Source organism: Enterobacter sp. UPMP2060 (assembly GCF_053709655.1).
The window spans coordinates 60,279-86,885 of sequence record NZ_JBSKJQ010000002.1; the positions used below are offsets into that span (position 1 = coordinate 60,279).

Genomic DNA, 26,607 nt, shown 5'->3' on the forward strand with positions numbered 1-26,607 from the left:
ATGCAAATGGCACGTCTGACACGCTCCCGCTGGCTATGGCTGGCGGGAGCGCTTCTCGTTTTATGGGGGCTGATTGTCGCCGCCGACCGCCTGTGGCCGTTGCCTCTGAAAGAGGTTAATCCCGCCCGGGTGGTGGTAGATGAGAAGGGCACGCCGCTCTGGCGTTTTGCCGATAGCGACGGGATCTGGCGCTACCCGGTTACCATTGAAGAGGTCTCTCCCCGCTACCTTGAGGCGCTGATCCAGTATGAAGATCGCTGGTTCTGGGATCACCCAGGCGTAAACCCGCTCTCTGTCCTGCGCGCTGCCTGGCAGGATCTCAGTTCTGGCAAAGTCGTCTCTGGTGGAAGCACGCTCACCATGCAGGTGGCACGCCTGCTGGACCCGCATCCGCGCACCTTTGGCGGCAAAGTTCGTCAGCTCTGGCGGGCGATGCAGCTGGAGTGGCATCTTTCCAAACGCGACATTCTCACCCTTTACCTCAACCGCGCTCCGTTTGGCGGCACGCTGCAGGGCGTCGGGGCGGCAAGCTGGACCTATCTCGGCAAACCGCCGTCGCAGCTCAGCTATTCCGAAGCGGCGCTGCTGGCGGTACTGCCGCAGGCACCCAGCCGCTTGCGTCCGGACCGCTGGCCTGAACGGGCCGAGGCGGCGCGCAACAAAGTGCTCGACCGCATGGTAACGCAGGGCGTCTGGTCCGCGAAGCAGGTTAAAGAATCACGGGAAGAATCGGTATGGCTGGCGCCCCGACAGATGCCGCAGCTGGCGCCGCTCTTTGCGCGCATGATGCTCGGCAAAAGTCGCGACGCAAAAATTATCACCACGCTGGATACCGGACTGCAGCGGCAGCTGGAAGAACTGGCGATGAACTGGAAATCTCGCCTGCCGGCACGCAGCTCGCTGGCGATGATCGTCGTGGATCACACCGATATGAAAGTGCGCGGCTGGGTCGGCTCGGTGGATATTAACGATGACACGCGTTTTAGCCACGTGGATATGGTCAATGCGATCCGATCCCCGGGGTCGGTCTTAAAGCCCTTTATTTACGGTATGGCGCTGGACGATGGCCTGATCCATCCCGCCTCTCTTCTCCAGGACGTTCCCAGAAAAACCGGTGATTATCGCCCCGGGAATTTTGACAGTGGGTTCCACGGACCGGTCAGCATGAGTGAAGCGCTGGTGCGCTCCCTCAACCTGCCCGCGGTACAGGTACTGGAAGCCTACGGGCCAAAACGTTTTGCCGGGATGTTGAGCAACGCAGGCTTGCCGCTGATCCTGCCTGCGGGGGCGCAGCCAAATCTGTCCCTGATCCTCGGCGGGGCAGGCGCCCGGCTGGCCGATATCGCCGCGGCCTACAGCGCGTTTGCCCGACACGGTAAGGCGGGAAGGCTGCGGTTACAGCCGGGCGATCCGCTCATTGAACGTCCGCTGCTGTCGCAAGGCTCGGCGTGGATTATTCGCCGTATTCTGGCGAACGAGGCGCAGCCGCTGCCGGATAATGCGTTACCGCAGATCGCGCCGCTGGCGTGGAAAACCGGCACCAGCTACGGCTACCGTGATGCATGGGCGATTGGTCTGAATGCTCGTTACGTAATAGGCATCTGGACAGGACGACCGGACGGCACGCCCGTAGCGGGGCAGTTTGGTTTCGCCAGCGCAGTTCCACTCTTAAATCAGGTAAATAATCTGCTTCAGTCACGCTCAACGGTAGACGAAGCCCGCCTGCCGCGCGACCCGCGTCCGGAGAGCGTCGGGCGGGGCGTAATCTGCTGGCCGGGCGGCCAGTCGCTGCCGGAAGGGAGTGAAAACTGTCGGCGTCGCCTGTCGACCTGGCTGCTGGAAGGGAGTGAACCGCCCACGCTGCTATTGCCCGAACAGGAAGGCATACGCGGCATTCGCTTCCCGGTCTGGCTGGATAAAACGGGTAAACGCGTGGCGGCAGATTGCCCTGATGCAACTGAAAAAGTCCTGGATGTCTGGCCGCTGCCGCTGGAGCCGTGGCTGCCGGCGACCGAGCGTCGCGCGGTACGGGTCCCTCCTTCCTCAACCACCTGTCCTCCGCTGTCGCAGGACGCACCTGCGCCACTGATCCTGACAGGCGTGCGTGAAGGGGCCGTCATCAAACGTCTGCCGGGGGAATCCCGCGTTTCGCTGCCGCTTCAGGCGACCGGCAATAGCGGTGAGCGCTGGTGGTTTTTGAACGGTGAACCGCTGAATGTGAAGGGAAGAGTTTACACATTACAGCTTGATAAATCGGGCGATTATCAATTACTCGTTATGGATGAGACCGGTCAGGTCGCGACGGTGAATTTTACGCTGCAGTGACCTGAAAATAGCTTTCTGATGTGAGCTGTTGCTAAAACTCGTCTTATTTTAAAAAAATGTTACCTGAATCCATAGGCAATGGCGCTATTGCTCATTATAATCCGCGCCACACCATACTCAGGTATGCAAAACAACAGAACATTGACAGAGGTTATCATGGCTATTGAACGTACTTTTTCCATCATCAAACCAAACGCGGTGGCAAAAAACGTTATTGGCAGCATCTTCGCTCGCTTTGAATCTGCAGGGTTCAAAATTGTTGGCACCAAAATGCTGCACCTGACCGTTGAGCAGGCTCGCGGTTTCTACGCTGAGCACGAAGGTCGCCCATTCTTTGACGGCCTGGTTGAGTTCATGACCTCCGGTCCAATCGTGGTATCCGTGCTGGAAGGCGAAAACGCAGTACAGCGTCACCGTGACCTGCTGGGCGCAACCAACCCGGACAACGCGCTGGCAGGTACTCTGCGCGCTGACTACGCAGACAGCTTCACCGAGAACGGTACCCACGGTTCTGACTCTGTTGAATCTGCTGCACGCGAAATCGCTTTCTTCTTCGCAGAAGGTGAAGTGTGTCCACGCACCCGTTAATTTAACGGTTTCGTTTACACATTATTTTCGTAAATGCCGCGTCCAGACGTGGCATCCCTGCGCCAGACTTTGTACAATGCAACGCCCCGGACGAGCAGACTGCTTTCCGGGGCGTTTCTATTCAACCCTCCATGGGCCATAACGTGTAACAACGAGGCCGGAAAATATTATGTCTGAATTAGTGAATACCTCCGAAGTCGCCATTCCTGCGGTTCCCAATAAAAATGGAAAAATCAACCTGCTGGATCTGAACCGTCAGCAGATGCGCGAGTTCTTTAAAGAGATGGGCGAAAAGCCGTTTCGTGCCGATCAGGTCATGAAGTGGATGTACCATTACTGCAGCGACAATTTTGATGACATGACTGACATCAACAAGGTCCTGCGCAACAAGCTCAAGGAAGTGGCTGAAATCCGCGCACCGGAAGTGGTGGAAGAACAGCGCTCCGCAGATGGCACCATCAAATGGGCGATTGCGGTAGGCGATCAGCGCGTTGAGACCGTCTACATCCCGGAAGAAGACCGCGCCACGCTGTGTGTCTCCTCTCAGGTAGGCTGTGCGCTGGAGTGCAAATTCTGCTCAACCGCGCAGCAAGGCTTTAACCGTAACCTGCGCGTGTCAGAAATTATCGGCCAGGTCTGGCGTGCCGCGAAAATCGTCGGTGCGGCAAAAGTAACCGGTACGCGTCCTATCACCAACGTGGTGATGATGGGGATGGGTGAGCCGCTGCTGAACCTGACCAACGTCGTTCCGGCGATGGAAATCATGCTGGATGACTTCGGTTTTGGTCTGTCCAAGCGTCGCGTCACGCTGTCTACCTCTGGCGTTGTGCCTGCGCTGGACAAGCTGGGCGACATGATTGACGTTGCGCTGGCGATCTCCCTGCACGCACCAAACGACGAAATTCGTGACGAAATTGTGCCGATCAACAAAAAGTACAATATCGAAACCTTCCTCGCTGCGGTGCGTCGCTATCTGGAGAAATCCAACGCCAACCAGGGCCGCGTCACCATCGAGTACGTGATGCTTGACCACGTCAACGACGGTACCGAACATGCGCATCAGCTGGCTGAACTGCTGAAAGATACGCCATGCAAAATCAACCTGATCCCATGGAACCCGTTCCCGGGCGCGCCGTATGGCCGTAGCTCGAACAGCCGTATCGACCGTTTCTCCAAGGTGCTGATGGAGTATGGTTTCACCACTATCGTGCGTAAAACCCGTGGTGATGACATTGATGCAGCATGCGGACAGCTGGCTGGTGATGTTATTGACCGTACCAAACGTACCCTGCGTAAACGCATGCAGGGCGAGACGATCGCGGTTAAAGCTGTTTGATTATTATGCACTCACGGCGCATTATCTGCGCCGTGAAGCCTGGTCTTACTGAATAATCAGTCAGATTCGTGATGACTGAACAATAATTACGGTGCGTTTCATCCGACTTTCGGGCAGTATGTAACGACGTAACAACAGTTTAGCCGTACGGGCAGGGCTGTACTGTCATCTCCGGGCTGACAGTCTTATACTCTCTGTTCAAGGTTAACTGACCAGAAGTTTCGCGGTGCGGGTGGCATTGTGACTCACCGGCACCTGAACCCTTATTTTTCACGTACCAGTAGTTGTAGCGAATGAATACTGAAGCCACTCACGACCAACATGAAGCACTCTCCACTGGCGTTCGTCTTCGCAACGCCCGTGAACAACTCGGACTCAGCCAGCAAGCCGTTGCGGAACGCTTGTGCCTGAAGGTTTCCACGGTTCGCGATATTGAAGAAGATAAGGCGCCTGCCGATCTGGCTTCAACGTTCTTGCGCGGTTATATCCGCTCTTACGCAAAACTGGTCCATATCCCCGAAAACGAATTACTGCCAATGATGGAGAAGCAGGCGCCGGTCCGTGCAGCAAAAGTTGCGCCGATGCAGACCTTCTCCCTGGGGAAACGTCGTAAAAAACGCGATGGCTGGCTGATGAGCTTTACCTGGCTGGTGCTGTTTGTGGTGATTGGCCTGACGGGCGCATGGTGGTGGCAAAACCACAAAGCCCAGCAGGAAGAGATCACCACCATGGCCGATCAATCCTCTGCTGAACTCAACCAGGCCGGAAGTGAGAATGCCCAGAACGTGCCGCTGAATACCGACGGTGCAGCGTCCTCCAGCGAGCCACAGACCGCAGCGCCAGACGCGTCGGCGACCGATGCAGCACAGGCTCCGGCAGCAACGGCTAACACCGATGCAGCACAGGCTCCGGCAGCAACGGCTAACACCGCTGCGCCGCAGGCTCAGGATCAAAACGCGGTTGTCGCCCCTTCTCAGGCGAATGTTGATACTGCGGCGAACGAGCCTGCGGCTACTCAGCCTGCAGACAATAGCGCAGCGTCTCTGCCAACCAACCCGGCGGGTACGGCAACAGCAGCCGATCCCAACGCGCTGGTGATGAACTTCAGCGCCGACTGCTGGCTGGAAGTGACTGACGCGACAGGTAAAAAACTGTTCAGCGGCCTGCAGCGTAAAGATGGCACGTTAAACCTAACCGGCCAGGCTCCCTATAAACTTAAAATCGGCGCTCCGGCAGCGGTACAGATCCAGTATCAAGGAAAACCTGTCGACCTGAGCCGCTTTATCAGAACTAACCAGGTTGCACGTCTTACCGTTAATGCCGAACAATCAGCAGCACAGTAACAGACGGGCAACGCGGGAGATTTTTCATGCATAACCAGGCTCCGATTCAACGTAGAAAATCGAAACGGATTTACGTTGGGAATGTGCCAATCGGCGATGGGGCACCTATCGCCGTTCAGTCGATGACCAATACGCGCACTACCGATGTAGAAGCGACGGTCAATCAAATCAAAGCATTAGAACGTGTAGGCGCGGACATTGTTCGCGTCTCCGTCCCGACCATGGATGCCGCTGAGGCGTTCAAACTGATCAAACAGCAGGTCAGCGTTCCGCTGGTGGCTGATATCCACTTCGACTACCGCATCGCACTGAAAGTGGCCGAATACGGCGTCGATTGCCTGCGTATTAACCCGGGCAACATCGGTAACGAAGAGCGTATCCGCATGGTCGTGGACTGCGCCCGCGATAAAAATATTCCTATCCGTATCGGCGTTAACGCCGGTTCCCTGGAAAAAGACCTGCAGGAAAAATACGGCGAGCCTACGCCACAGGCGCTGCTCGAATCCGCGATGCGTCATGTCGATCATCTCGATCGTCTTAACTTCGATCAGTTCAAAGTCAGCGTAAAAGCGTCCGACGTGTTCCTGGCGGTAGAGTCTTATCGTCTACTGGCAAAACAGATCGACCAGCCTCTGCACCTCGGGATAACCGAAGCGGGCGGCCTGCGCAGCGGCTCTGTAAAATCTGCGATCGGTCTGGGGCTGCTGCTCTCTGAAGGGATCGGTGACACCCTGCGCGTCTCGCTGGCGGCCGATCCGGTCGAAGAGATCAAAGTCGGTTTCGATATCCTGAAGTCGCTGCGCATTCGCGCGCGTGGGATCAACTTCATTGCCTGCCCAACCTGCTCGCGTCAGGAGTTTGATGTGATCGGCACGGTGAATGCCCTGGAGCAGCGTCTGGAAGACATTATCACCCCGATGGACGTCTCCATCATCGGCTGCGTGGTAAACGGTCCGGGTGAAGCACTGGTGTCAACCCTGGGCGTAACCGGCGGTAACAAGAAAAGTGGTCTCTATGAAGATGGCGTTCGTAAAGATCGTCTGGATAATAGCGACATGATCGACCAGCTTGAAGCCCGCATCCGCGCCAAAGCCGCCATGATGGACGAAACACAGCGTATCAGCGTTCAGCAGGTTGAAAAATAACGTGATGGGAAGCGTGCCGCTTCCCATGTATGATTGAACCCATTCTTTGGGTTTTTTTTGTATATAGAAAGAGAATAAACGTGGCAAAAAACATTCAAGCCATCCGCGGCATGAACGATTATCTGCCTGGCGAAACCGCCATCTGGCAGCGCATTGAAGGCACACTGAAGCAGGTGCTCGGCAGCTACGGTTACAGTGAAATCCGTTTGCCGATTGTAGAGCAGACCCCGTTATTCAAACGCGCGATCGGTGAAGTCACCGACGTGGTTGAAAAAGAGATGTACACCTTTGAGGACCGCAACGGCGACAGCCTGACCCTGCGTCCGGAAGGTACGGCGGGATGCGTACGCGCCGGCATCGAACATGGTCTTCTGTACAATCAGGAGCAGCGCCTGTGGTATATCGGCCCGATGTTCCGCCACGAACGTCCTCAGAAAGGTCGTTATCGCCAGTTCAATCAGCTGGGCGTGGAAGTCTTTGGCCTGCAGGGCCCGGACATCGACGCTGAACTGATTATGCTGACCGCCCGCTGGTGGCGCGCCCTCGGTATCGCCGATCACGTTTCTCTTGAGCTGAACTCTATCGGTTCTCTGGAAGCACGCGCTAACTACCGCGATGCGCTGGTGGCGTTCCTGGAACAGCATAAAGAGAAGCTGGACGAAGACTGCAAACGTCGCATGTACAGCAACCCACTGCGCGTTCTGGATTCCAAAAACGCGGATGTTCAGGCACTGCTGAACGATGCGCCTGCGCTGGGTGACTACCTGGATGAAGAATCTCGCGAACACTTCGCGGGCCTGTGCAAGCTGCTTGAAGCGGCAGGCATCGCCTATACCGTGAATCAGCGCCTGGTGCGCGGTCTGGACTACTACAACCGTACCGTGTTTGAGTGGGTGACCACCAGCCTCGGTTCTCAGGGCACCGTATGTGCGGGCGGCCGTTATGACGGTCTGGTTGAGCAGCTTGGAGGTCGCGCAGCCCCTGCTGTTGGCTTCGCGATGGGCCTTGAGCGACTTGTTTTGCTGGTTCAGGCAGTTAATCCGGAATTTAAAGCAGATTCCGTTGTCGATATATACCTGGTGGCTTCAGGCGCGGAAACGCAGTCTGCGGCGATGCAGCTTGCCGAACGCGTGCGCGATGCGCTGCCGGGCGTTAAGCTGATGACCAACCATGGCGGCGGCAACTTTAAAAAACAGTTTGCTCGTGCCGATAAGTGGGGCGCAAGTATTGCACTGGTGCTGGGCGAGTCCGAAGTGGCTAACGGCGAAGTGGTGGTGAAGGACCTGCGCTCTGGTGAGCAGACAACGGTAACGCAGGACGGCGTTGCGGCGCACTTGCGCACTCTATTGGGCTAAGGAGAAGGACTGCGTGGAAATTTACGAGAACGAACACGATCAGGTCGACGCGATTAAGCGCTTCTTTGTTGAAAACGGCAAAGCGCTGGTTGTTGGGGTTGTTTTAGGTATCGGTGCGCTGGTGGGCTGGCGTTACTGGAACAATCATCAGGCGGATTCCGCGCGCGGCGCGTCTCTGTCCTATGAAAATACCGTGAGCGCCATTCGTGCCGATCAGCCGCAAACGCTGACTGCGGCAGAAAAATTTGCGGCTGACAACAAAAACACCTACGGTGCACTGGCTGCGCTGGAAGTGGCTCAGCAGTACGTTGATAAGAACGAACTGGATAAAGCCGCTGCACAGCTCTCGCAGAGCCTTGCTGCTGCCAGCGATGAGAACCTGAAAGCGGTGATCAATCTGCGCCTGGCACGTATTCAGGTTCAGCAGAAAAAAGCTGACGATGCGCTGAAAACGCTCGATACCATCAAAGGCGAAGGTTTTGCTGCCATCGTTGCCGATCTGCGCGGTGAAGCACTGCTGAGCAAAGGTGACAAAGCGGGCGCGCGTAAAGCGTGGCAAGCTGGCGTAGAGAGTAATGCTTCACCTGCGCTGAGCGAAATGATGCAGATGAAAATAAATAATTTGTCCGTCTGAGAGGGACCCGATGCAATTGCGTAAATTACTTCTGCCAGGACTGCTTTCTGTTACGTTATTGAGTGGTTGTTCACTGTTCAGTGGCGAAGAAGACGTTGTGAAAATGTCCCCACTGCCGACGGTTGAAAACCAGTTTACCCCATCCACCGCGTGGGATGTCTCCGTGGGCAATGGGATTGGTGATTTCTATTCCAACCTTCATCCTGCGTATGCAGACAGCGTTGTCTATGCCGCTGACCGCAAAGGTACCGTGAAAGCGGTGAACGCCGATGACGGGAAAGAAGTATGGTCCGTTAACCTGGCGGAAAAAGACGGCTGGTTCTCCCGTAAACCTGCACTGCTCTCTGGCGGTCTGACCGTTGCCGGTGGCCATGTTTACGTGGGCAGCGAAAAAGCGCAGGTTTATGCGCTGAACAGCAGCGACGGCTCTATTGCCTGGCAAACAACCGTAGCGGGTGAATCCCTGTCTCGTCCGGTGGTGAGCGACGGTCTGGTGCTGATTCATACCAGCAACGGCCAGCTGCAGGCGCTGAACGAAGCTGACGGTCTGGTGAAATGGACCGTTAACCTGGATATGCCTGCGCTCTCTCTGCGCGGCGAATCAGCACCGGCTACCGCATTTGGTGCTGCCATTGTGGGCGGTGACAACGGTCGCGTGAGCGCCGTGCTGATGCAGCAGGGTCAGATGATCTGGCAGCAGCGTATCTCTCAGGCCACCGGCTCAACGGAAATTGACCGTCTGAGCGACGTAGACACAACGCCGGTCATTGTTAACGGTGTGGTTTACGCGCTGGCCTATAACGGCAACCTGACCGCGCTGGATCTGCGCAGCGGCCAGATCATGTGGAAACGTGAGCTGGGCTCTGTGAACGATTTCATTGTTGAGGGCAACCGCATCTATATGGTCGATCAGAACGACCGTCTGCTGGCGCTGAGCACCGAAGGCGGCGTGACGCTGTGGACGCAAAGCGATCTGCTGCACCGTCTGCTGACCTCGCCTGCGCTGTACAACGGTAGCCTGGTGGTTGGCGATAGCGAAGGGTATATGCACTGGATCGATCCGGATAACGGCCGCTTTGTTGCACAGCAAAAAGTCGACAGTTCTGGTTTCCTGACCGATCCGGTTGTGGCCGACGGCAAACTGCTGATTCAGGCAAAAGACGGCACGCTGTACGCGATCACGCGTTAATTACCCGGCGGTTGTAGTATACTAAACGGCTCCTGTTCACTCAGGAGCCGTTTTGACATTTTTAAAAACGCCGCGAAAGCGACGTTATTTTGAATTTTATGAGGCTTCAAACATGGTACCTGTGGTCGCGCTTGTCGGGCGCCCTAACGTTGGAAAATCCACTCTTTTTAACCGTTTAACACGCACCCGTGATGCGCTGGTTGCGGATTTCCCGGGGCTGACGCGTGACCGTAAGTACGGTCGTGCAGAGGTGGAAGGACGCGAGTTCATCTGTATTGATACCGGTGGTATTGACGGCACAGAAGACGGCGTTGAAACCCGCATGGCGGAACAGTCGCTGCTCGCGATTGAAGAGGCGGATGTGGTGCTGTTTATGGTGGATGCGCGCGCTGGCCTGATGCCGGCGGACTCCGCTATTGCCAAACACCTGCGTTCACGCGAAAAGCCGACCTTCCTGGTGGCGAACAAAACTGACGGCATCGATGCCGATCAGGCCGTCGCGGATTTCTGGTCTCTGGGTCTGGGTGAAATCTACCCGATTGCGGCATCGCATGGCCGTGGCGTCACCAGCCTGCTGGAAACCGTTCTGCTGCCGTGGGTTGACGAAGTAAACCCGCCGGAAGAAGTAGACGAAGACGCTGAATACTGGGCGCAGTTTGAAGACGGAGAAGAGGGCGAAGAAGAGCCTGAAGACGACTTCAACCCGCAGGATCTGCCGATCAAGCTGGCCATCGTGGGTCGTCCAAACGTAGGTAAGTCTACGCTTACTAACCGTATTCTGGGTGAAGAGCGCGTGGTCGTTTACGACATGCCGGGCACCACCCGTGACAGTATCTACATCCCTATGCAGCGCGACGAGCGCGAGTATGTCCTCATCGACACCGCCGGGGTGCGTAAGCGCGGGAAAATCACCGATGTGGTGGAAAAATTCTCCGTTATCAAAACCCTGCAGGCGATCGAAGATGCCAACGTAGTGCTGCTGGTCATCGACGCACGCGAAGGTATCTCCGATCAGGACCTCTCTCTGCTCGGCTTTATCCTCAATAGTGGGCGCTCACTGGTTATCGTGGTCAACAAGTGGGATGGCCTGAGCAATGAAGTGCGCGAGCAGGTGAAAGAGACTCTCGACTTCCGTCTGGGCTTTATCGACTTCGCCCGCGTGCACTTTATCTCTGCGCTGCACGGCAGCGGTGTGGGTAACCTGTTCGAATCCGTGCGTGAAGCGTACGACAGCTCCACCCGTCGTCAGAGCACCGCGATGCTGACGCGCATCATGAATATGGCTGCAGAAGACCATCAGCCGCCGCTGGTGCGCGGCCGTCGCGTGAAGCTGAAATATGCCCACGCCGGTGGTTATAACCCGCCAATCGTAGTAATTCACGGCAACCAGGTGAAAGACCTGCCGGATTCCTACAAGCGCTATCTGATGAACTACTTCCGTAAATCGCTGGACGTAATGGGCACGCCTATCCGTATCCAGTTTAAGGAAGGGGAAAACCCGTTTGCCAACAAGCGCAACACCCTGACGCCAAACCAGATGCGTAAGCGTAAGCGATTGATTAAGCACATTAAGAAAAGCAAATAAGCTTTACCTGCTTCACGAAAGCCCGCGTTTATCGCGGGCTTTTTTTTGTCCAATCATACCGCCGGTTTTCTCTGTGTGAAGTCAATCACTATTCACTTTTAACCAAGTTTAAATCTAAGAAAGTAGACAATCGTCGAATTTTCATCTTAAAGTCCAGGGTCCGGTACTAGACAAAACTAGCGCCTGGTTATCAAATGGTTAACTAACTTTTCGCCGCATGTAAAAAATCGGCCAGATACGTAACTGGCCGGCGTACCTGCTGGTGTTTACAAGCACGACGACATACCTTTCGGGAGAATTATGCAATCCACTGTTAATCAAAAAGAGAGCCGAACGTTCTTCGGCCATCCGTATCCGCTCGGTTCCCTGTTCTTCACCGAGATGTGGGAGCGCTTCTCGTTTTACGGCATTCGTCCGTTACTGATCCTGTTTATGGCCGCCACCGTCTATGACGGCGGGATGGGCCTGGCGCGTGAAAACGCCTCGGCGATTGTCGGTATCTTTGCCGGTACCATGTACCTGGCCGCGCTGCCGGGTGGGTGGCTGGCCGATAACTGGCTCGGTCAGCAGAGAGCCGTCTGGTACGGTTCGATCCTGATTGCGCTCGGCCACCTGTCGATCGCGCTCTCTGCGGTGATGGGGAACAACCTGTTCTTTATCGGCCTGATGTTCATCGTGCTTGGCTCAGGGCTGTTCAAAACCTGTATCTCGGTGATGGTCGGCACTCTGTATAAAAAAGGCGACGCGCGTCGTGACGGCGGTTTCTCGCTGTTCTATATGGGCATCAACATGGGCTCGTTTATCGCGCCGCTGATTTCCGGCTGGCTGATCAAAACCCACGGCTGGCACTGGGGCTTTGGTATAGGCGGCATCGGGATGCTGGTGGCGCTGATTATCTTCCGCGTGTTTGCCGTTCCGGCAATGAAACGCTATGACGGCGAAGTCGGCCTCGACTCTACCTGGAACAGCCCGGTGGTGAAGCGTAACGGCGTGGGCGTTTGGCTGCTGGCGCTGGCGGCTGGCGTGGCAACGATCGTGACGCTGATTGCGCAGGGCGTGATTGTGATTAACCCGGTCGCGGTAGCCAGCGTGCTGGTCTACGTGATTGCGGCGTCCGTTGCCCTCTACTTTATTTATCTGTTTGTCTTTGCGGGGCTGAACCGTAAAGAGCGCGCCAGGCTGTTGGTCTGCTTTATTCTGCTGATTTCAGCGGCGTTCTTCTGGTCCGCGTTTGAGCAGAAGCCAACCTCGTTTAACCTGTTTGCCAACGACTACACTAACCGCATGATTGGCGATTTTGAAATCCCGGCGGTGTGGTTCCAGTCAATCAACGCCCTGTTCATCATCCTGCTGGCACCGGTGTTTAGCTGGGCATGGCCGAAGCTCGCGAGCAAAAACATTCGTCCGAGCAGCATCACCAAGTTCGTTATTGGTATTTTGTGCGCGGCGGCAGGCTTTGGCCTGATGATGCTGGCGGCACAGAACGTGCTGAGCAGCGGTGGAGCGGGCGTGTCGCCGTTCTGGCTGGTGGGCAGCATCCTGATGCTGACGCTCGGCGAACTGTGCCTGAGTCCGATTGGCCTGGCGACCATGACGCTGCTTGCGCCGGAAAGAATGCGCGGCCAGATGATGGGGCTGTGGTTCTGCGCCAGCGCGCTGGGTAACCTGGCGGCGGGCCTGATTGGCGGTCACGTGAAGGCCGATCAGCTGGATATGCTGCCGGATCTCTTTGCTCGCTGCTCCATCGCGCTGCTGATTTGTGCCGCGGTACTGATCGTCCTTATTGTTCCGGTGCGCCGCATGCTGGAAAATGCGCAGACTAAACCGGCTGCTAACGCCTCATAAAGCTCGGTCTTGCCGGGGCGGCGTTATGCCCCGGTAAAACCCAACAGGAGAGAATATGTCGATTACCTGCCCGGAATGCCAGGCACCGCTGGAGCCCCAGAACGGGGTAGCGCACTGCGACAGCTGTAATAAAGATATTGCGCTTGTAGCCCGCTGCCCGGAGTGTCATCAGCCACTCCAGGTATTAAAAGCCTGCGGTGCGGTGGACTATTTCTGCCAGAACGGCCACGGTCTTATCTCTAAAAAACGCGTGGAGTTTGTTCGGGCCGAAGGTTAATCGCAGACGCAGCCTTCGCCTTTCTTCCACAGCTCGACCAGCGACTCGGGGGCTTCCTGCTCGGGTACCAGCACGATGATATCGGCGTAGTGCGCCTGATTTCGCCCGGTCCAGATAATCTGAATGCGGAAATAGCGCTGGTCGCCGCTGCCGGGTGAAGAGGCTTGCCCCGGCGGCAGACCGCGTGGAAAAGCCTGCTCCAGGATGCTCACCAGACGCTGGCGCTGGGCCTCATTGAGCGAGGAGAGCGCGATGGTGCGCTGTCCGCTCAGCTTGGGAATAAAAGCGACGCCGCCTTCCCGGGCCAGCTCAACCACGGCGTCATCCGTCAGTTCCGGAACCTGCATTTACAACACTCCCACCTGTTCCCAGGCTTGTTTAATGGCCGCACCAGCGTCGGCGCCGGAGCGTTTCTCTCCGTGCGCGATCGTCAGCTTTGCGAAGGCCTCAAAATCCGCATCCTGCGCCAGTTTGCGATCGCAAACCGTGTCGTACCAGGCATAACCCGCTTTTTCCCAGGCGTAGCCGCCGATCGCCGTCGCGGCCAGATAAAATGCCCGGTTGGGGATGCCGGAGTTCAGGTGCACGCCGCCGTTATCCTCGCGCGTTTTAATGAAATCTTTCATGTGCGCAGGCTGCGGGTCTTTGCCGAGCAGGGGATCGTCATAGGCGGTGCCGGGTTCAGACATTGAGCGCAGCCCTTTGCCGTTAATCCCTTTCGCCAGCAACCCTTCACCAATGAGCCAGTCTGCTTTATCGGCGGTTTGTTTCAGATGGTACTGTTTAACCAGCGAGCCAAACACGTCCGACAGAGACTCGTTCAGCGCGCCCGACTGCTCAAAATAGATAAGCCCGGCTTCGGTTTCGGTCACACCGTGGCTCAGCTCGTGCGCCACCACGTCGATGGCGATGGTAAAGCGGTTAAATATTTCCCCGTCGCCGTCGCCAAATACCATCTGCTGACCGTTCCAGAAGGCGTTCTGATATTCCCGGCCATAGTGAACGGTACCGGTCAAAATAAGCCCTTTATTATCGAGCGAATCACGCTGATATTCTTTCCAGAAGAAATCATGGGTAATACCTAAATAATCGTAGGCTTCATCCACCGCCACATCGCCGTTCGACGGCTGGCCTTCGTAACGCACCTGGGTACCCGGCAGCTCCTGGGTATGCTTCGCGTCGTAAATATCGCGCTCCAGCTGTCCGGCTTTATTCACGTGCGGCGCGGCGGGTTTGCCGGGCATGTGGGCCATCAGCGTCTGGACGTGGGTTAAGGTCTGACGGGCACAGCGCTGCTGCGGCTCGGAACCGCTTTCGATAATACGACGAAGAATATAAGGGGGAATAACGCTATGAAGATGGGGCATGCTGCTCTCCTTATTAAAAAAGGGAATAGCAGCAGTATAGTAAGTAACCGGCGAGGAATTATCCGGTTTTACGCTGACGCGTCTTTTTCACCGGTTTAATTGATTTCACTTCGCTTTCTACCCAGCCGTCTGAAAGACGCGTCGTCAGCACATCGCCGGTATTCACCTGTTTGGTCTGCTTCAGCACTTTGCCGTCCGTCGCCGTTGTCACGCTATAGCCGCGCGCCAGCGTGGAGAGGGGGCTGACCGCTTCAAGATGGGTCACCGCATTGCCAAAACGTTCGCGGGTGGTGCTCAGGCGCGCCCGGACAGTTTCCGCCAGACGATACTCCAGCTGCTGGATCCGCGTTTGCGCGCGATAAATTTTCGGCTGCGGGTTCTGCTGATTCAGGCGCTGGGTTACGCGCTGCTGGCGCGATACCGCGCGCTTGAGCTGCGCGTCCACCGCAAAGCTCATGCGCTGACGCAGGCGCTCCAGCACGGTCTGCTGACGCGCCAGACGCAGCTGCGGGTGCTGCTGCTGAAGACGATGATGAAGCTGGGTAAAGCGGCGGGTACGGTTGGCAAGGAAGTAGTCCATCGCCATCTCAAGACGCTGCTGGCCGTTCTGAATCTGACGCAGCAGCTCCAGCTGGTTCCGGCTGACCACTTCCGCCGCCGCGGACGGCGTAGGCGCGCGCAGATCCGCGACAAAATCGGCTATCGTTACGTCCGTTTCGTGGCCGACGGCGCTTACCACGGGGATCAGGCTTGCAAAGATTGCCCGCGCCACGCGCTCGTCGTTAAAGCTCCACAAGTCTTCCAGCGAGCCGCCGCCGCGCCCGACGATTAATACGTCGCACTCCTGACGGGCGTTCGCCAGCTCAATGGCGCGAACTATCTGGCCCGGAGCATCGTCACCCTGAACGGCGGTCGGGTAGATGATGACGGGCAGGGAAGGGTCGCGACGCTTCAGCACGTGCAAAATATCGTGCAGTGCCGCACCGGTTTTCGAGGTGATGACTCCAACGCAGTGGGCGGGGGAGGGCAGCGGTTTTTTGTACTGCTGGTCGAACAGCCCCTCGGCAGAGAGCCGGGCTTTTAACTGTTCATACTTCTGCTGCAGCAGCCCTTCGCCCGCAGGCTGCATGCTCTCAACGATGATCTGATAGTCGCCGCGCGGCTCATACAGGGTGATATTGGCGCGAACCAGAACCTGCTGGCCGTGCTGAGGACGAAACGTCACGCGACGGTTGCTGTTGCGGAACATCGCGCAGCGCACCTGGGCGGTGTCGTCTTTTAAGGTAAAGTACCAGTGACCGGAGGACGGCTGCGTGAAGTTAGAGATCTCACCGCTGATCCAGACCTGCCCCATTTCCTGCTCAAGCAGCAAACGCACCGTCTGATTCAGGCGGCTGACGGTATAAATTGAGGGGGATTGAGAGGATAACATGTGAGCGGGATCAAATTCTAAATCAGCAAGTTATTCAGTCGATAGTAACCTGCTGAGAGGCAATCGCAAGCTTTTTTATAAAAAAGTGTAGATGCAATCGGTTACGCTCTGTATAATGCCACGGCAATATTTAACCACCCAGGTCAGAGATATTGCCCATGCTACGTATCGCTAAAGAAGCACTGACGTTTGACGACGTCCTCCTCGTTCCCGCTCACTCCACTGTTCTGCCGAATACTGCCGATCTCAGCACGCAGTTGACGAAAACCATTCGCCTGAACATTCCTATGCTCTCTGCGGCAATGGACACCGTGACTGAAGCGCGCCTGGCTATCGCCCTGGCACAGGAAGGTGGCATTGGCTTTATTCACAAAAACATGTCTATCGAACGTCAGGCGGAAGAAGTTCGCCGCGTGAAGAAACATGAATCCGGCATCGTGTCTGACCCACAGACCGTTCTGCCAACCACCACGCTGCACGAAGTGAAAGCCCTGACCGAACGTAACGGCTTTGCCGGTTACCCGGTGGTGACCGAAGAGAACGAACTGGTCGGTATCATCACCGGTCGTGACGTGCGTTTCGTGACTGACCTGAACCAGCCTGTTAGCGTGTACATGACGCCAAAAGAGCGTCTGGTCACCGTTCGCGAAGGTGAAACCCGCGACGTGGTGCTGGCAAAAATGCACGAAAAACGCGTTGAAAAAGCGCTGGTTGTTGACAGCAGCTTCCACCTGCGCGGCATGATCACCGTTAAAGATTTCCAGAAAGCAGAACGTAAGCCTAACGCCTGTAAAGACGAGCATGGCCGTCTGCGCGTCGGCGCTGCGGTTGGCGCGGGCGCTGGTAACGAAGAGCGCGTTGACGCGCTGGTCGCTGCGGGCGTTGACGTCCTGCTGATTGACTCCTCTCACGGCCACTCCGAAGGCGTTCTGCAACGTATTCGCGACACCCGTGCCAAATACCCTGATCTGCAGATCATCGGCGGTAACGTGGCCACTGGCGCAGGCGCTCGCGCGCTGGCTGACGCTGGCTGCAGCGCGGTGAAAGTAGGTATCGGCCCTGGCTCCATCTGTACTACCCGTATCGTCACCGGCGTGGGCGTTCCGCAGATCACCGCCGTGTCTGACGCGGTTGAAGCGCTGGAAGGCACCGGTATTCCGGTTATCGCTGACGGCGGTATCCGCTTCTCAGGCGACATCGCCAAAGCGATCGCCGCGGGCGCAGCTGCCGTAATGGTAGGCTCCATGCTGGCCGGTACCGAAGAATCCCCGGGCGAAATCGAACTCTACCAGGGCCGTTCTTATAAATCTTACCGCGGTATGGGCTCCCTGGGCGCGATGTCCAAAGGCTCCTCTGACCGTTACTTCCAGACCGATAACGCCGCAGACAAACTGGTGCCGGAAGGTATCGAAGGTCGCGTTGCCTATAAAGGCCGTCTGAAAGAGATCATTCACCAGCAGATGGGCGGCCTGCGCTCCTGTATGGGTCTGACCGGCTGTGGTACCATTGACCTGCTGCGTACTAAAGCGGAATTCGTACGCATCAGCGGTGCGGGTATCCAGGAGAGCCACGTTCACGACGTGACGATCACCAAAGAGTCCCCGAACTACCGTCTGGGCTCCTGATAAGTTTCCGCGCCCGGCTTCTGCCGGGCGCTCTGTTTTTGTTTCACTTGCCTCGGAATTAGCGTCAATGACGGAAAACATTCATAAACATCGCATTCTCATCCTGGACTTCGGTTCTCAGTACACTCAGCTGGTGGCGCGTCGCGTACGTGAACTGGGCGTTTACTGTGAGCTGTGGGCGTGGGATGTCACGGAAGCACAGATTCGCGAATTCAATCCAAGCGGCATCATCCTGTCCGGCGGCCCGGAAAGTACCACCGAAGAGAACAGCCCGCGCGCGCCGCAGTACGTGTTCGAAGCTGGCGTGCCGGTATTCGGCGTTTGCTACGGTATGCAGACCATGGCAATGCAGCTGGGCGGCCACGTAGAAGGCTCTAACGAGCGCGAGTTTGGCTACGCACAGGTAGAAGTCGTCACCGACAGCGCGCTGGTGCGCGGTATCGAAGACTCCCTGACCGCAGACGGCAAACCGCTGCTGGACGTGTGGATGAGCCACGGCGACAAAGTTACCGCCATCCCGTCTGACTTCGTGACCGTTGCCAGCACCGAAAGCTGCCCGTTTGCCATCATGGCGAACGAAGAAAAACGCTTCTACGGCGTACAGTTCCACCCGGAAGTGACCCACACCCGTCAGGGTATGCGCATGCTGGAGCGCTTCGTTCGCGACATCTGCCAGTGTGAAGCTCTGTGGACCCCGGCAAAAATCATCGACGACGCCGTTGAGCGTATCCGCCAGCAGGTTGGCGATGACAAAGTGATCCTCGGCCTCTCCGGCGGCGTGGACTCCTCCGTGACCGCGATGCTGCTGCACCGCGCCATCGGTAAAAACCTGACCTGCGTCTTCGTGGACAACGGTCTGCTGCGTCTGAACGAAGCCCAGCAGGTTATGGACATGTTCGGCGACCACTTCGGTCTGAACATCATTCACGTGGAAGGCGAGCAGCGCTTCCTGGACGCGCTGAAAGGCGAGAACGATCCGGAAGCGAAACGTAAAATCATCGGCCGCGTGTTTGTGGAAGTATTCGACGAAGAAGCGCTGAAGCTGGAAGACGTGAAGTGGCTGGCGCAGGGCACCATCTACCCTGACGTGATCGAGTCTGCGGCCTCCGCAACCGGTAAAGCACACGTCATCAAATCTCACCACAACGTGGGCGGCCTGCCGAAAGAGATGAAGATGGGCCTGGTTGAACCGCTGCGCGAGCTGTTCAAAGACGAAGTGCGCAAGATCGGTCTGGAACTGGGTCTGCCGTACGACATGCTCTACCGTCACCCGTTCCCGGGTCCAGGTCTGGGCGTGCGCGTGCTGGGTGAAGTGAAGAAAGAGTACTGCGACCTGCTGCGTCGCGCGGACGCGATCTTCATCGAAGAGCTGCACAAAGCTGGCCTGTACAACAAAGTGAGTCAGGCGTTCACCGTGTTCCTGCCGGTTCGCTCCGTCGGCGTAATGGGCGATGGCCGTAAGTACGACTGGGTTGTTTCCCTGCGTGCGGTGGAAACCATCGACTTCATGACCGCGCACTGGGCGCACCTGCCGTATGACTTCTTAGGGCGCGTGTCTAACCGCATCATCAACGAAGTGAACGGTATTTCCCGCGTGGTGTATGACATCAGCGGTAAGCCACCGGCTACGATTGAGTGGGAATAATTCCCCGCTGAATTAACACCAAAACCCTCTGCCTGTGCAGGGGGTTTTTTTATTGCCTTACTTCCCCTCTCCCAACCTATACGCCAGCGCCACCACCAGCGACTGCACCAGGCACAGCGTTGCCGACTGGGAGCGAAACGCATCAACCTGCGCCTCTTTCACCACAAAGCAGAGATCGCTGAACGTCGCCAGCGGGCTTATCTGGCTGTCCGTAATCACGATCTGCCGCGCGCCGACGCTGGCGGCGGTTTCGCTGACCATCACCGTCTCTTCCGCGTACGGCGAGAAGCTGATCGACACCACAATGTCGCGCGCCTTAATGCGGCTGATCTGCTCGCGCAGCATGCCGCCCATGCCGTCGAGCAGGATAGGGCGGCACTCCAGGTGGCTCAGGGCGTAGGTGAGGTAGGCCGCGACGCTAAAGGAGCGGCGCAGTCCGGCGATGTAGATGGTGTCGGCGTCGGCCAGCAGCTGTACCGCGCGCTCCAGCATTTCCGGTTCGGCGCGGGCGGCCAGCTGCTGCAGCGCCTGCGCGTTCGAGCGGGCGAACTCCTGCAGGATATCGAGCGGCGTTTCCGGCACGGCCTCGCTCTCCATTTCGCGAAACAGCCGGGCGCGGTCGCTGTAGCTGGCGGTCTCCTCCACCAGGTTCATGCGAAACAGCTGTTTCATTTCGTTGAAGCCGGTGAAGTCAAAGGCGTTGGCAAAGCGGATCAGCGTCGAGGGCGGCACGTCGGCGCGCTCGGCAATGACGGCAACCGTATCAAAGGCCACGCTGTTGGTGTTATCCAGCACGTAGCGGGAGACCTGCTGCAGCCTCTTGCTCAGGCTATCGTAGCGATCGCGGATTTGCTGCTGCAGTTCGTTCAGGCTGGTTGCTGTCGTCATCTTATCCCCCAAATACAGTCTTATGATTCTAAACGCAAAACCGCGTCTTTTAAATGTCGGCCATCCATCTGGCAGCAAAAATGAAACAGAAACTTCAGTCATTTCCTCGCCCGAAATCCCTTAATAGCGCACGCTGCGTCAGTGTTGTTGGCTGTTAACATAAAAATCCATCCTTGATCACAATAATCATCATTTATTTTATTTCAACTTAAAATGGAATATTTGTTTCATATATAGTGTTCAGTACACAGTGTTCAGTTAACAGTCACGTATCAACAGCGAGAGGTTAAGGATGGAGACGGTAGCGAATTTTATTCACGGCGAATGTGTCACCGGTTCAGGCCAGCGCGTTCAGGCGATCTTCAACCCGGCCACCGGCGAGCAGATCCGCCAGGTGGTGATGAGTACGGCGCAGGAAACGGAGCAGGCGATTGCCGCCGCGCAGCAGGCGTTTCCGGCGTGGGCGCGCCATGCTCCGCTTAAGCGCGCGCGCGTGATGTTCCGCTTCAAGGCGCTGCTGGAAGAGAACATGGAGCGCCTGGCCCGCATCATCAGCGAAGAGCACGGCAAGGTCTTCTCCGACGCGGTGGGCGAACTGACCCGCGGCCTGGAAGTAGTAGAATTTGCCTGCGGCATCCCACATCTGCAAAAGGGTGAACACTCTGCGAACGTCGGCACGGGCGTCGACAGCCACTCGCTGATGCAGCCGCTCGGCGTCTGCGCCGGGATCACCCCGTTTAACTTCCCGGCGATGGTGCCGATGTGGATGTTCCCGATTGCGCTGGCGACCGGCAACACCTTCGTGCTGAAACCGTCGGAAAAAGATCCTTCTCTGGCGCTCGCGCTGGCGCAGCTGCTTAAAGAGGCCGGCCTGCCCGACGGCGTGTTCAACGTGGTGCAGGGCGATAAGGAGTCCGTTGACGTGCTCCTGACCGACCCGCGCGTGCAGGCGGTGAGCTTTGTCGGCTCCACGCCGATTGCGGAATACATTTACCAGACCGCGTCCGCCCACGGTAAGCGCTGCCAGGCGCTGGGCGGCGCGAAAAACCACTGCATTCTCATGCCGGATGCCGACATGGAGATGGCGACCAACGCCATCATGGGCGCGGCCTACGGCGCGGCGGGCGAACGCTGCATGGCGCTCTCGGTGGTGCTGGCGGTGGGGGATAAAACTGCCGATGACCTCTGCGCCCGGCTGGAGAAACAGATTGCCGCGCTGCGCGTGGGGCCGGGCCTGGACCAGTCGCCGGAAAACGAAATGGGGCCGCTCATCTCCTCCGCACACCGCAGCAAGGTGCTGGGCTACATCGACAGCGGGGAAGCGCAGGGAGCGAAACTTCGCGTGGACGGTCGCGGCTTCAGCGTGAAGGGCCACGAGCAGGGCTACTTCGTCGGGCCGACGCTGTTCGATAACGTCACTCCGGAGATGACCATCTATAAAGAAGAGATTTTTGGCCCGGTGCTTTCTGTGGTGCGCGTAGCAGATTACGCCAGCGCGGTGGATCTGATTAACCGCCATGAATATGGTAATGGTTCGGCGATCTTCACCCGCGACGGCGGCTGCGCGCGCCGCTTCTGCGAAGAGGTGCAGGCGGGCATGGTGGGGGTCAACGTGCCGATCCCGGTGCCGATGGCGTTCCACAGCTTCGGCGGCTGGAAGCGTTCCATCTTTGGCGCGCTCAACGTTCACGGCAGCGACGGCGTGCGCTTCTACACCCGAATGAAAACTATCACCGCGCGCTGGCCGGAAATGCAGCAGGAGACAGGCGCTGCGTTCTCTATGCCAACGCTGGGCTGACAGGAGGTTTTATGCAAACCGAACGTATGACCATGGCCCAGGCGCTGGTCCGGTTCCTTAATCAACAGTACGTCAGCGTGGACGGCAACGAAACGCCCTTCGTGGAGGGCGTGGCGACCATCTTTGGGCACGGCAACGTGCTCGGTATCGGCCAGGCGCTGGAGCAGGACCCGGGCCATCTGCAGGTAATGCAGGGCTGCAACGAGCAGGGTATCGCCCATATGGCGACGGGATTCGCCAAACAGCACCGCCGTCAGCGCATTTTTGCCGTCACCTCCTCCGTCGGGCCGGGCGCCGCCAATATGGTCACAGCGGCGGCCACCGCTACGGCGAACCGCATCCCGCTGCTGCTGTTGCCGGGCGATATCTACGCCAGCCGCCAGCCGGACCCGGTGCTGCAGCAGATCGAGCAGTATCACGATCTCAGCATCAGCACCAACGACTGCTTCCGTCCGGTCTCCCGCTACTGGGACCGCATCAACCGTCCCGAGCAGCTGATGAGCGCCATGCTAAGCGCGATGCGAACGCTTACTGACCCCGCCAATACCGGCGCGGTGACCATTTGCCTGCCGCAGGACGTGCAGGGAGAGGCCTGGGACTACCCGCTGAGCTTCTTCGCGCGTCGCGTGCACCACATTGAGCGCCGTCCGCCCGATCCGCAGCGTCTGGCGCGGGCGCGGGCGCTGATCGCCCGTAAGCGTCGTCCGCTGGTGGTGTGCGGCGGCGGCGTGGGCTATTCCGGCGCGCATGAGGCGTTTCGCGAATTTGTCGAAACGCTGCGGCTGCCGTTTGCCGAAACCCAGGCCGGAAAGGGAGCGCTGGTAAGTGACCACCCACTTAACCTGGGCGGCATAGGGGTGACGGGCGGAATGGCCGCCAACCAGCTCGCGCCGCAGGCCGATTTAGTGATTGGCGTCGGCACGCGCCTTACCGATTTTACCACCGGCTCCAAGGCGCTCTTTTCCCACCCGGACGTTGAGTTTCTGCTGCTGAACGTGGCCGAGTTTGACGCCCTGAAGCTGGACGCGACCGCGCTGATTGCCGATGCCCAAACCGGGCTCCAGGCCTTGACCCACGCGCTCGGGGATTACCGCAGCGGCTGGGGAGAGGCGATCGCTCAGGCGAAGTCCGCCTGGCGCGACGAGTGCCGCCGCCTGTGGGATCGCCAGTGGCGTCCTGACGACGCGCCCGAAGTGGCGGGGCACCTGGATGCGCAGCTGGCGGAATACGGCGAGGCGCTTAACACCCGCCTGACCCAGACGCGGGTGCTGGGGCTGATCAACCAGCATGTTGAAGATAACGCCATCGTGGTGGGCGCGGCCGGTTCGCTGCCGGGGGATTTACAGCGCCTCTGGCAGGTCAAAACGCCGGACAGCTATCACCTGGAGTACGGCTACTCCTGCATGGGCTACGAGATTGCGGCGGCCATCGGCGCGAAGCTCGCCAGACCCGAGCAGCCGGTGTACGCCATGGTGGGGGATGGCTCCTACATGATGCTGCACTCCGAGCTGCAAACCGCCGTTCAGGAGGGCATTAAGGTCACCGTTCTGCTGTTTGATAACGCCAGCTTCGGCTGCATTAATAACCTGCAGATGGGGCACGGCATGGGCAGCTTTGGCACCGAAAACCGCCACCGCAACCCGGAAACCGGGCGTCTCGACGGGCCGCTGGTGAAGGTCGACTTTGCGCAAAACGCGGAAAGCTACGGCTGCCGCGCTTGGCGGGTGAACGATGAGCAAAGCCTGCTGGCGGCGCTGGAGGCGTCGCGGGCGCATCCGGGCCCGACGCTGCTGGACATCAAGGTATTGCCGAAGACCATGACTCACGACTACGCCTCCTGGTGGCGAACCGGTGATGCGCAGGTGGCGGCGTCGTCTGCCGTGCGTGAGGCCGCTGAGCAAACGCAGGCGCAGGTGAAAAAAGCCCGTCAGTATTGAGTTTTCTCTTCGTAACGAAATTTTCATTTCATTTTCCCCTCACCCTAACCCTCTCCCCAAAGGGGAGAGGGGATAGTTTGGTGCGCGCTTTTCTCCCTCGCCCCATTGGGGAGAGGGCCGGGGTGAGGGGAGTTGCCGCACGCTCACTCATGTTGTGAGATTGATAACAAAATTTATCTCATTCATCTCAAAAGTGTTAACCCGCACTCAAAAACATAATTTTCACTATTTATAAAAATGAAATAAATGTTTTATTTATAGAGTCGTTAGTTCACAGCATTCACCAACACCGGGAGCCGTTATGTTTAACATTGCTTTACTGGGCGCTGGCCGAATCGGCCAGGTACATGCAGCTAACATTGCCAGCCACGGCGCGACCACGCTCTGGTCCGTGGTTGACCCGAATCAGGAATTTGCCACCCGTCTCGCCGCGCAGTATCAGGCCCGCCAGCAGAGCCTGAGTGAGGCGATGACCGACCCTAACGTTCACGCCGTGCTGATCGCCTCCGCCACCGATACCCACGCGGATCTGATTGAAATGGCCGCCCGCCACGGCAAGGCCATCTTCTGCGAAAAGCCGGTACACCTTGACCTCGCCCGCGTGCGCGACTGCCTGAAGGTAGTCAAAGAGTACGACGTACCGCTGTTTATTGGCTTCAACCGCCGCTTTGACCCGCAGTTTCGCCGCGTGAAAACCGACGCGCAGGCCGGGCGCATCGGCAAACCGGAATCGCTGCTCATCATCTCCCGCGACCCGTCTCCGCCGCCTGCGGAGTACGTGCGCGTCTCCGGCGGCATGTTCCGCGATATGACCATTCACGACTTTGACATGGCGCGCTTCATCATGGGCGAAGAGCCGGTGTCGGTGTATGCCCAGGGCAGCAACCTGGTGGATCCGGCGATTGGCGAGGCGGGGGATATCGATACCGCGTTTATCGTTCTGAAATATGCCTCCGGCGCGATGGCGACCATCGTCAACAGCCGCCGTTCATCTTACGGCTACGACCAGCGCCTGGAGCTGCACGGCTCCGAAGGGCTGCTGTGCGCGGGCAACATTCTGGAAAACCAGGTGCAGCACTACGGCAAACAGGGCTGCACCAGCGCGCTGCCGGAACACTTCTTCCTGCAGCGCTACAAATCCGCTTACGCCGCGGAATGGGAACACTTTGTTGCGGTCCTGCGCGGCGAAGCGGTGCCTGACTGCAGCGGCGATGATGGTGAACGTGCGCTGTACCTTGCGGATAAAGCGCTGGAATCACTGCGCAGCCAGCGCGAGATCGTCCTCTAAACACAACAACCCTACACAGAGAGACATAATAATGAAAAAACTGATCGTAGCCGCCCTCATCGCCATGACGTCCGGGGCCGCCCTCGCCGAAAACGAGCAAATCGTTTTCAGTACGCCAAACCTGGCCATGCCGTTTGAAGTTCACATGCAGCGCACGGCGGTGAAAGCCGCAAAAGAGATGGGCGTGAAGCTTCAGGTGCTGGACGGGCAGGGCAGCTCGCCGAAGCAGGTAGCTGACCTGGAAAACGCCATCACCCGCGGGGCGCAGGGATTTATCGTCTCCCCGAACGACGTGAACGCGGTCTCCAGCGCGGTGGATGAAATTCAGGATGCCAAGCTGCCGATCGTCACCCTTGACCGATCCGTCGACAGCCAGAAAAAAGTGCCGCACTTCGGCGCCAACAACTACAAGGGCGGCCAGGCGATTGGCGACTTCGTCAAAACCAAATTCCCCAACGGCGCGGACATTATTCTCCTCACCGGCCAGCCGGGCTCCTCTTCCAACATTGAACGCACCAAAGGGATCCGCGACAGCCTGAAGGCGGGCGGGGATAAATACAAGATCGTCGCCGATCAGACCGGCAACTGGATGCGTTCTGAAGGGATGCGCATCGTTGAGAGCGTTCTGCCTTCGCTGCCGAAACGTCCGCAGGTGATCCTCTCCGCCAACGACGATATGGCGCTGGGCGCGATTGAAGCGCTGCAGAGCCAGGGCGTGAAGCCGGGCGAAATCCTCGTGACCGGCTTCGATGCGGTGCCGGAAGCGCTGGCCCGCGTGCGCGACGGCTGGCTGGCGGTAACGGCGGATCAGCGTCCGGGCTTTGCGGTACAGACGGCGATGAGCCAGCTGGTGGCCAACGTGCGCGAGAAGAAAGCCATTACCGGGGCCGACTATCCGCCGACGCTGATCACCAAAGAGAACCTGCAGCAGGCTGAGCGTATCGGTGAGGCCGGTAACTAATATGTCCCGAGCCGCCTCTGGCGGCTCATCATGAGGAGGAGCAG

Annotated in this window: 21 protein-coding genes; 17 read left to right on the plus strand and 4 right to left on the minus strand. The window is 57.9% G+C overall.

Annotated features, from left to right (window positions below; translation table 11 throughout):
* The 11 genes from pbpC (at position 1) to ACWKXN_RS05780 (ending at position 13,622) form a co-directional block, all read left to right on the plus strand.
* Positions 1-2,325 carry a peptidoglycan glycosyltransferase PbpC gene (gene pbpC, locus ACWKXN_RS05730; protein WP_454543456.1) on the plus strand — a complete coding sequence of 775 codons (2,325 nt, stop codon included), beginning with the start codon at positions 1-3 and terminating at the stop codon, positions 2,323-2,325.
* 156 nt (positions 2,326-2,481) lie between these two features.
* Entirely contained in the window at positions 2,482-2,913 is a 432-nt protein-coding gene (gene ndk, locus ACWKXN_RS05735) for a nucleoside-diphosphate kinase (RefSeq protein ID WP_003860625.1), read from the plus strand.
* A 169-nt stretch (positions 2,914-3,082) separates the two neighbouring features.
* Positions 3,083-4,249, plus strand: coding sequence for a bifunctional tRNA (adenosine(37)-C2)-methyltransferase TrmG/ribosomal RNA large subunit methyltransferase RlmN (locus ACWKXN_RS05740; RefSeq protein ID WP_014171168.1), 1,167 nt, complete (start codon positions 3,083-3,085; stop codon positions 4,247-4,249).
* A 293-nt stretch (positions 4,250-4,542) separates the two neighbouring features.
* A complete protein-coding gene (gene rodZ, locus ACWKXN_RS05745) occupies positions 4,543-5,592 on the plus strand; it encodes a cytoskeleton protein RodZ (protein ID WP_454543457.1) in 1,050 nt (349 codons plus the stop codon).
* A gap of 26 nt (positions 5,593-5,618) precedes the next feature.
* Entirely contained in the window at positions 5,619-6,737 is a 1,119-nt protein-coding gene (gene ispG / locus ACWKXN_RS05750) for a flavodoxin-dependent (E)-4-hydroxy-3-methylbut-2-enyl-diphosphate synthase (protein WP_023308814.1), read from the plus strand.
* A gap of 80 nt (positions 6,738-6,817) precedes the next feature.
* A complete protein-coding gene (gene hisS, locus ACWKXN_RS05755) occupies positions 6,818-8,092 on the plus strand; it encodes a histidine--tRNA ligase (protein WP_032622984.1) in 1,275 nt (424 codons plus the stop codon).
* A 13-nt stretch (positions 8,093-8,105) separates the two neighbouring features.
* On the plus strand, positions 8,106-8,726 hold the full coding sequence (locus ACWKXN_RS05760) for a YfgM family protein (protein WP_039263736.1): 621 nt from the start codon (positions 8,106-8,108) through the stop codon (positions 8,724-8,726).
* A gap of 10 nt (positions 8,727-8,736) precedes the next feature.
* Entirely contained in the window at positions 8,737-9,915 is a 1,179-nt protein-coding gene (gene bamB, locus ACWKXN_RS05765; protein WP_039263735.1) for an outer membrane protein assembly factor BamB, read from the plus strand.
* Between the two features lie 112 nt (positions 9,916-10,027).
* Positions 10,028-11,500, plus strand: coding sequence for a ribosome biogenesis GTPase Der (der, locus tag ACWKXN_RS05770; protein WP_023308811.1), 1,473 nt, complete (start codon positions 10,028-10,030; stop codon positions 11,498-11,500).
* Positions 11,501-11,800: 300 nt separating this feature from the next.
* On the plus strand, positions 11,801-13,345 hold the full coding sequence (locus ACWKXN_RS05775) for a peptide MFS transporter (RefSeq protein ID WP_029741661.1): 1,545 nt from the start codon (positions 11,801-11,803) through the stop codon (positions 13,343-13,345).
* Positions 13,346-13,400: 55 nt separating this feature from the next.
* Positions 13,401-13,622: a zinc ribbon domain-containing protein gene (locus ACWKXN_RS05780; protein ID WP_033146199.1), complete on the plus strand. Its 222-nt coding sequence runs from the start codon at positions 13,401-13,403 to the stop codon at positions 13,620-13,622.
* On the opposite strand, the gene ACWKXN_RS05785 is transcribed toward ACWKXN_RS05780, so the two are convergent.
* Genes ACWKXN_RS05785 through xseA form a run of 3 tightly spaced genes read right to left on the minus strand, consistent with a single transcriptional unit; the run spans position 13,619 to position 16,421 of the window.
* Positions 13,619-13,969, minus strand: coding sequence for a protealysin inhibitor emfourin (locus ACWKXN_RS05785; protein ID WP_236903168.1), 351 nt, complete (start codon positions 13,967-13,969; stop codon positions 13,619-13,621). The genes ACWKXN_RS05780 and ACWKXN_RS05785 overlap by 4 nt on opposite strands.
* Entirely contained in the window at positions 13,970-14,989 is a 1,020-nt protein-coding gene (locus ACWKXN_RS05790; protein WP_211438366.1) for a M4 family metallopeptidase, read from the minus strand. It abuts the gene before it with no gap.
* Positions 14,990-15,047: 58 nt separating this feature from the next.
* Positions 15,048-16,421, minus strand: coding sequence for an exodeoxyribonuclease VII large subunit (gene xseA, locus ACWKXN_RS05795; RefSeq protein ID WP_039263732.1), 1,374 nt, complete (start codon positions 16,419-16,421; stop codon positions 15,048-15,050).
* A gap of 158 nt (positions 16,422-16,579) precedes the next feature.
* Between xseA and guaB the strand changes: the two genes are divergently transcribed.
* Positions 16,580-18,046: an IMP dehydrogenase gene (gene guaB, locus ACWKXN_RS05800; RefSeq protein WP_023333022.1), complete on the plus strand. Its 1,467-nt coding sequence runs from the start codon at positions 16,580-16,582 to the stop codon at positions 18,044-18,046.
* A 67-nt stretch (positions 18,047-18,113) separates the two neighbouring features.
* Positions 18,114-19,691 carry a glutamine-hydrolyzing GMP synthase gene (guaA, locus tag ACWKXN_RS05805; RefSeq protein ID WP_454543458.1) on the plus strand — a complete coding sequence of 526 codons (1,578 nt, stop codon included), beginning with the start codon at positions 18,114-18,116 and terminating at the stop codon, positions 19,689-19,691.
* A 57-nt stretch (positions 19,692-19,748) separates the two neighbouring features.
* Here the strand turns inward: guaA and ACWKXN_RS05810 are convergent, their stop codons facing one another.
* Positions 19,749-20,579 carry a MurR/RpiR family transcriptional regulator gene (locus ACWKXN_RS05810; RefSeq protein WP_008502123.1) on the minus strand — a complete coding sequence of 277 codons (831 nt, stop codon included), beginning with the start codon at positions 20,577-20,579 and terminating at the stop codon, positions 19,749-19,751.
* A gap of 292 nt (positions 20,580-20,871) precedes the next feature.
* Here ACWKXN_RS05810 and ACWKXN_RS05815 point away from each other — a divergent pair, with 292 nt between their 5' ends.
* The 4 genes from ACWKXN_RS05815 to ACWKXN_RS05830 all read left to right on the plus strand — a co-directional run bounded on the left by ACWKXN_RS05815 (position 20,872) and on the right by ACWKXN_RS05830 (position 26,563).
* Positions 20,872-22,377, plus strand: coding sequence for a CoA-acylating methylmalonate-semialdehyde dehydrogenase (locus ACWKXN_RS05815; RefSeq protein ID WP_023308791.1), 1,506 nt, complete (start codon positions 20,872-20,874; stop codon positions 22,375-22,377).
* A gap of 11 nt (positions 22,378-22,388) precedes the next feature.
* Entirely contained in the window at positions 22,389-24,314 is a 1,926-nt protein-coding gene (iolD, locus tag ACWKXN_RS05820) for a 3D-(3,5/4)-trihydroxycyclohexane-1,2-dione acylhydrolase (decyclizing) (RefSeq protein ID WP_454543459.1), read from the plus strand.
* A gap of 301 nt (positions 24,315-24,615) precedes the next feature.
* A complete protein-coding gene (iolG, locus tag ACWKXN_RS05825) occupies positions 24,616-25,602 on the plus strand; it encodes an inositol 2-dehydrogenase (RefSeq protein ID WP_182931053.1) in 987 nt (328 codons plus the stop codon).
* Between the two features lie 31 nt (positions 25,603-25,633).
* Positions 25,634-26,563 (plus strand): sugar ABC transporter substrate-binding protein, encoded by a 930-nt coding sequence (locus ACWKXN_RS05830; RefSeq protein WP_064673752.1) that lies wholly within the window; start codon positions 25,634-25,636, stop codon positions 26,561-26,563.
* Positions 26,564-26,607: the final 44 nt, after the last annotated feature.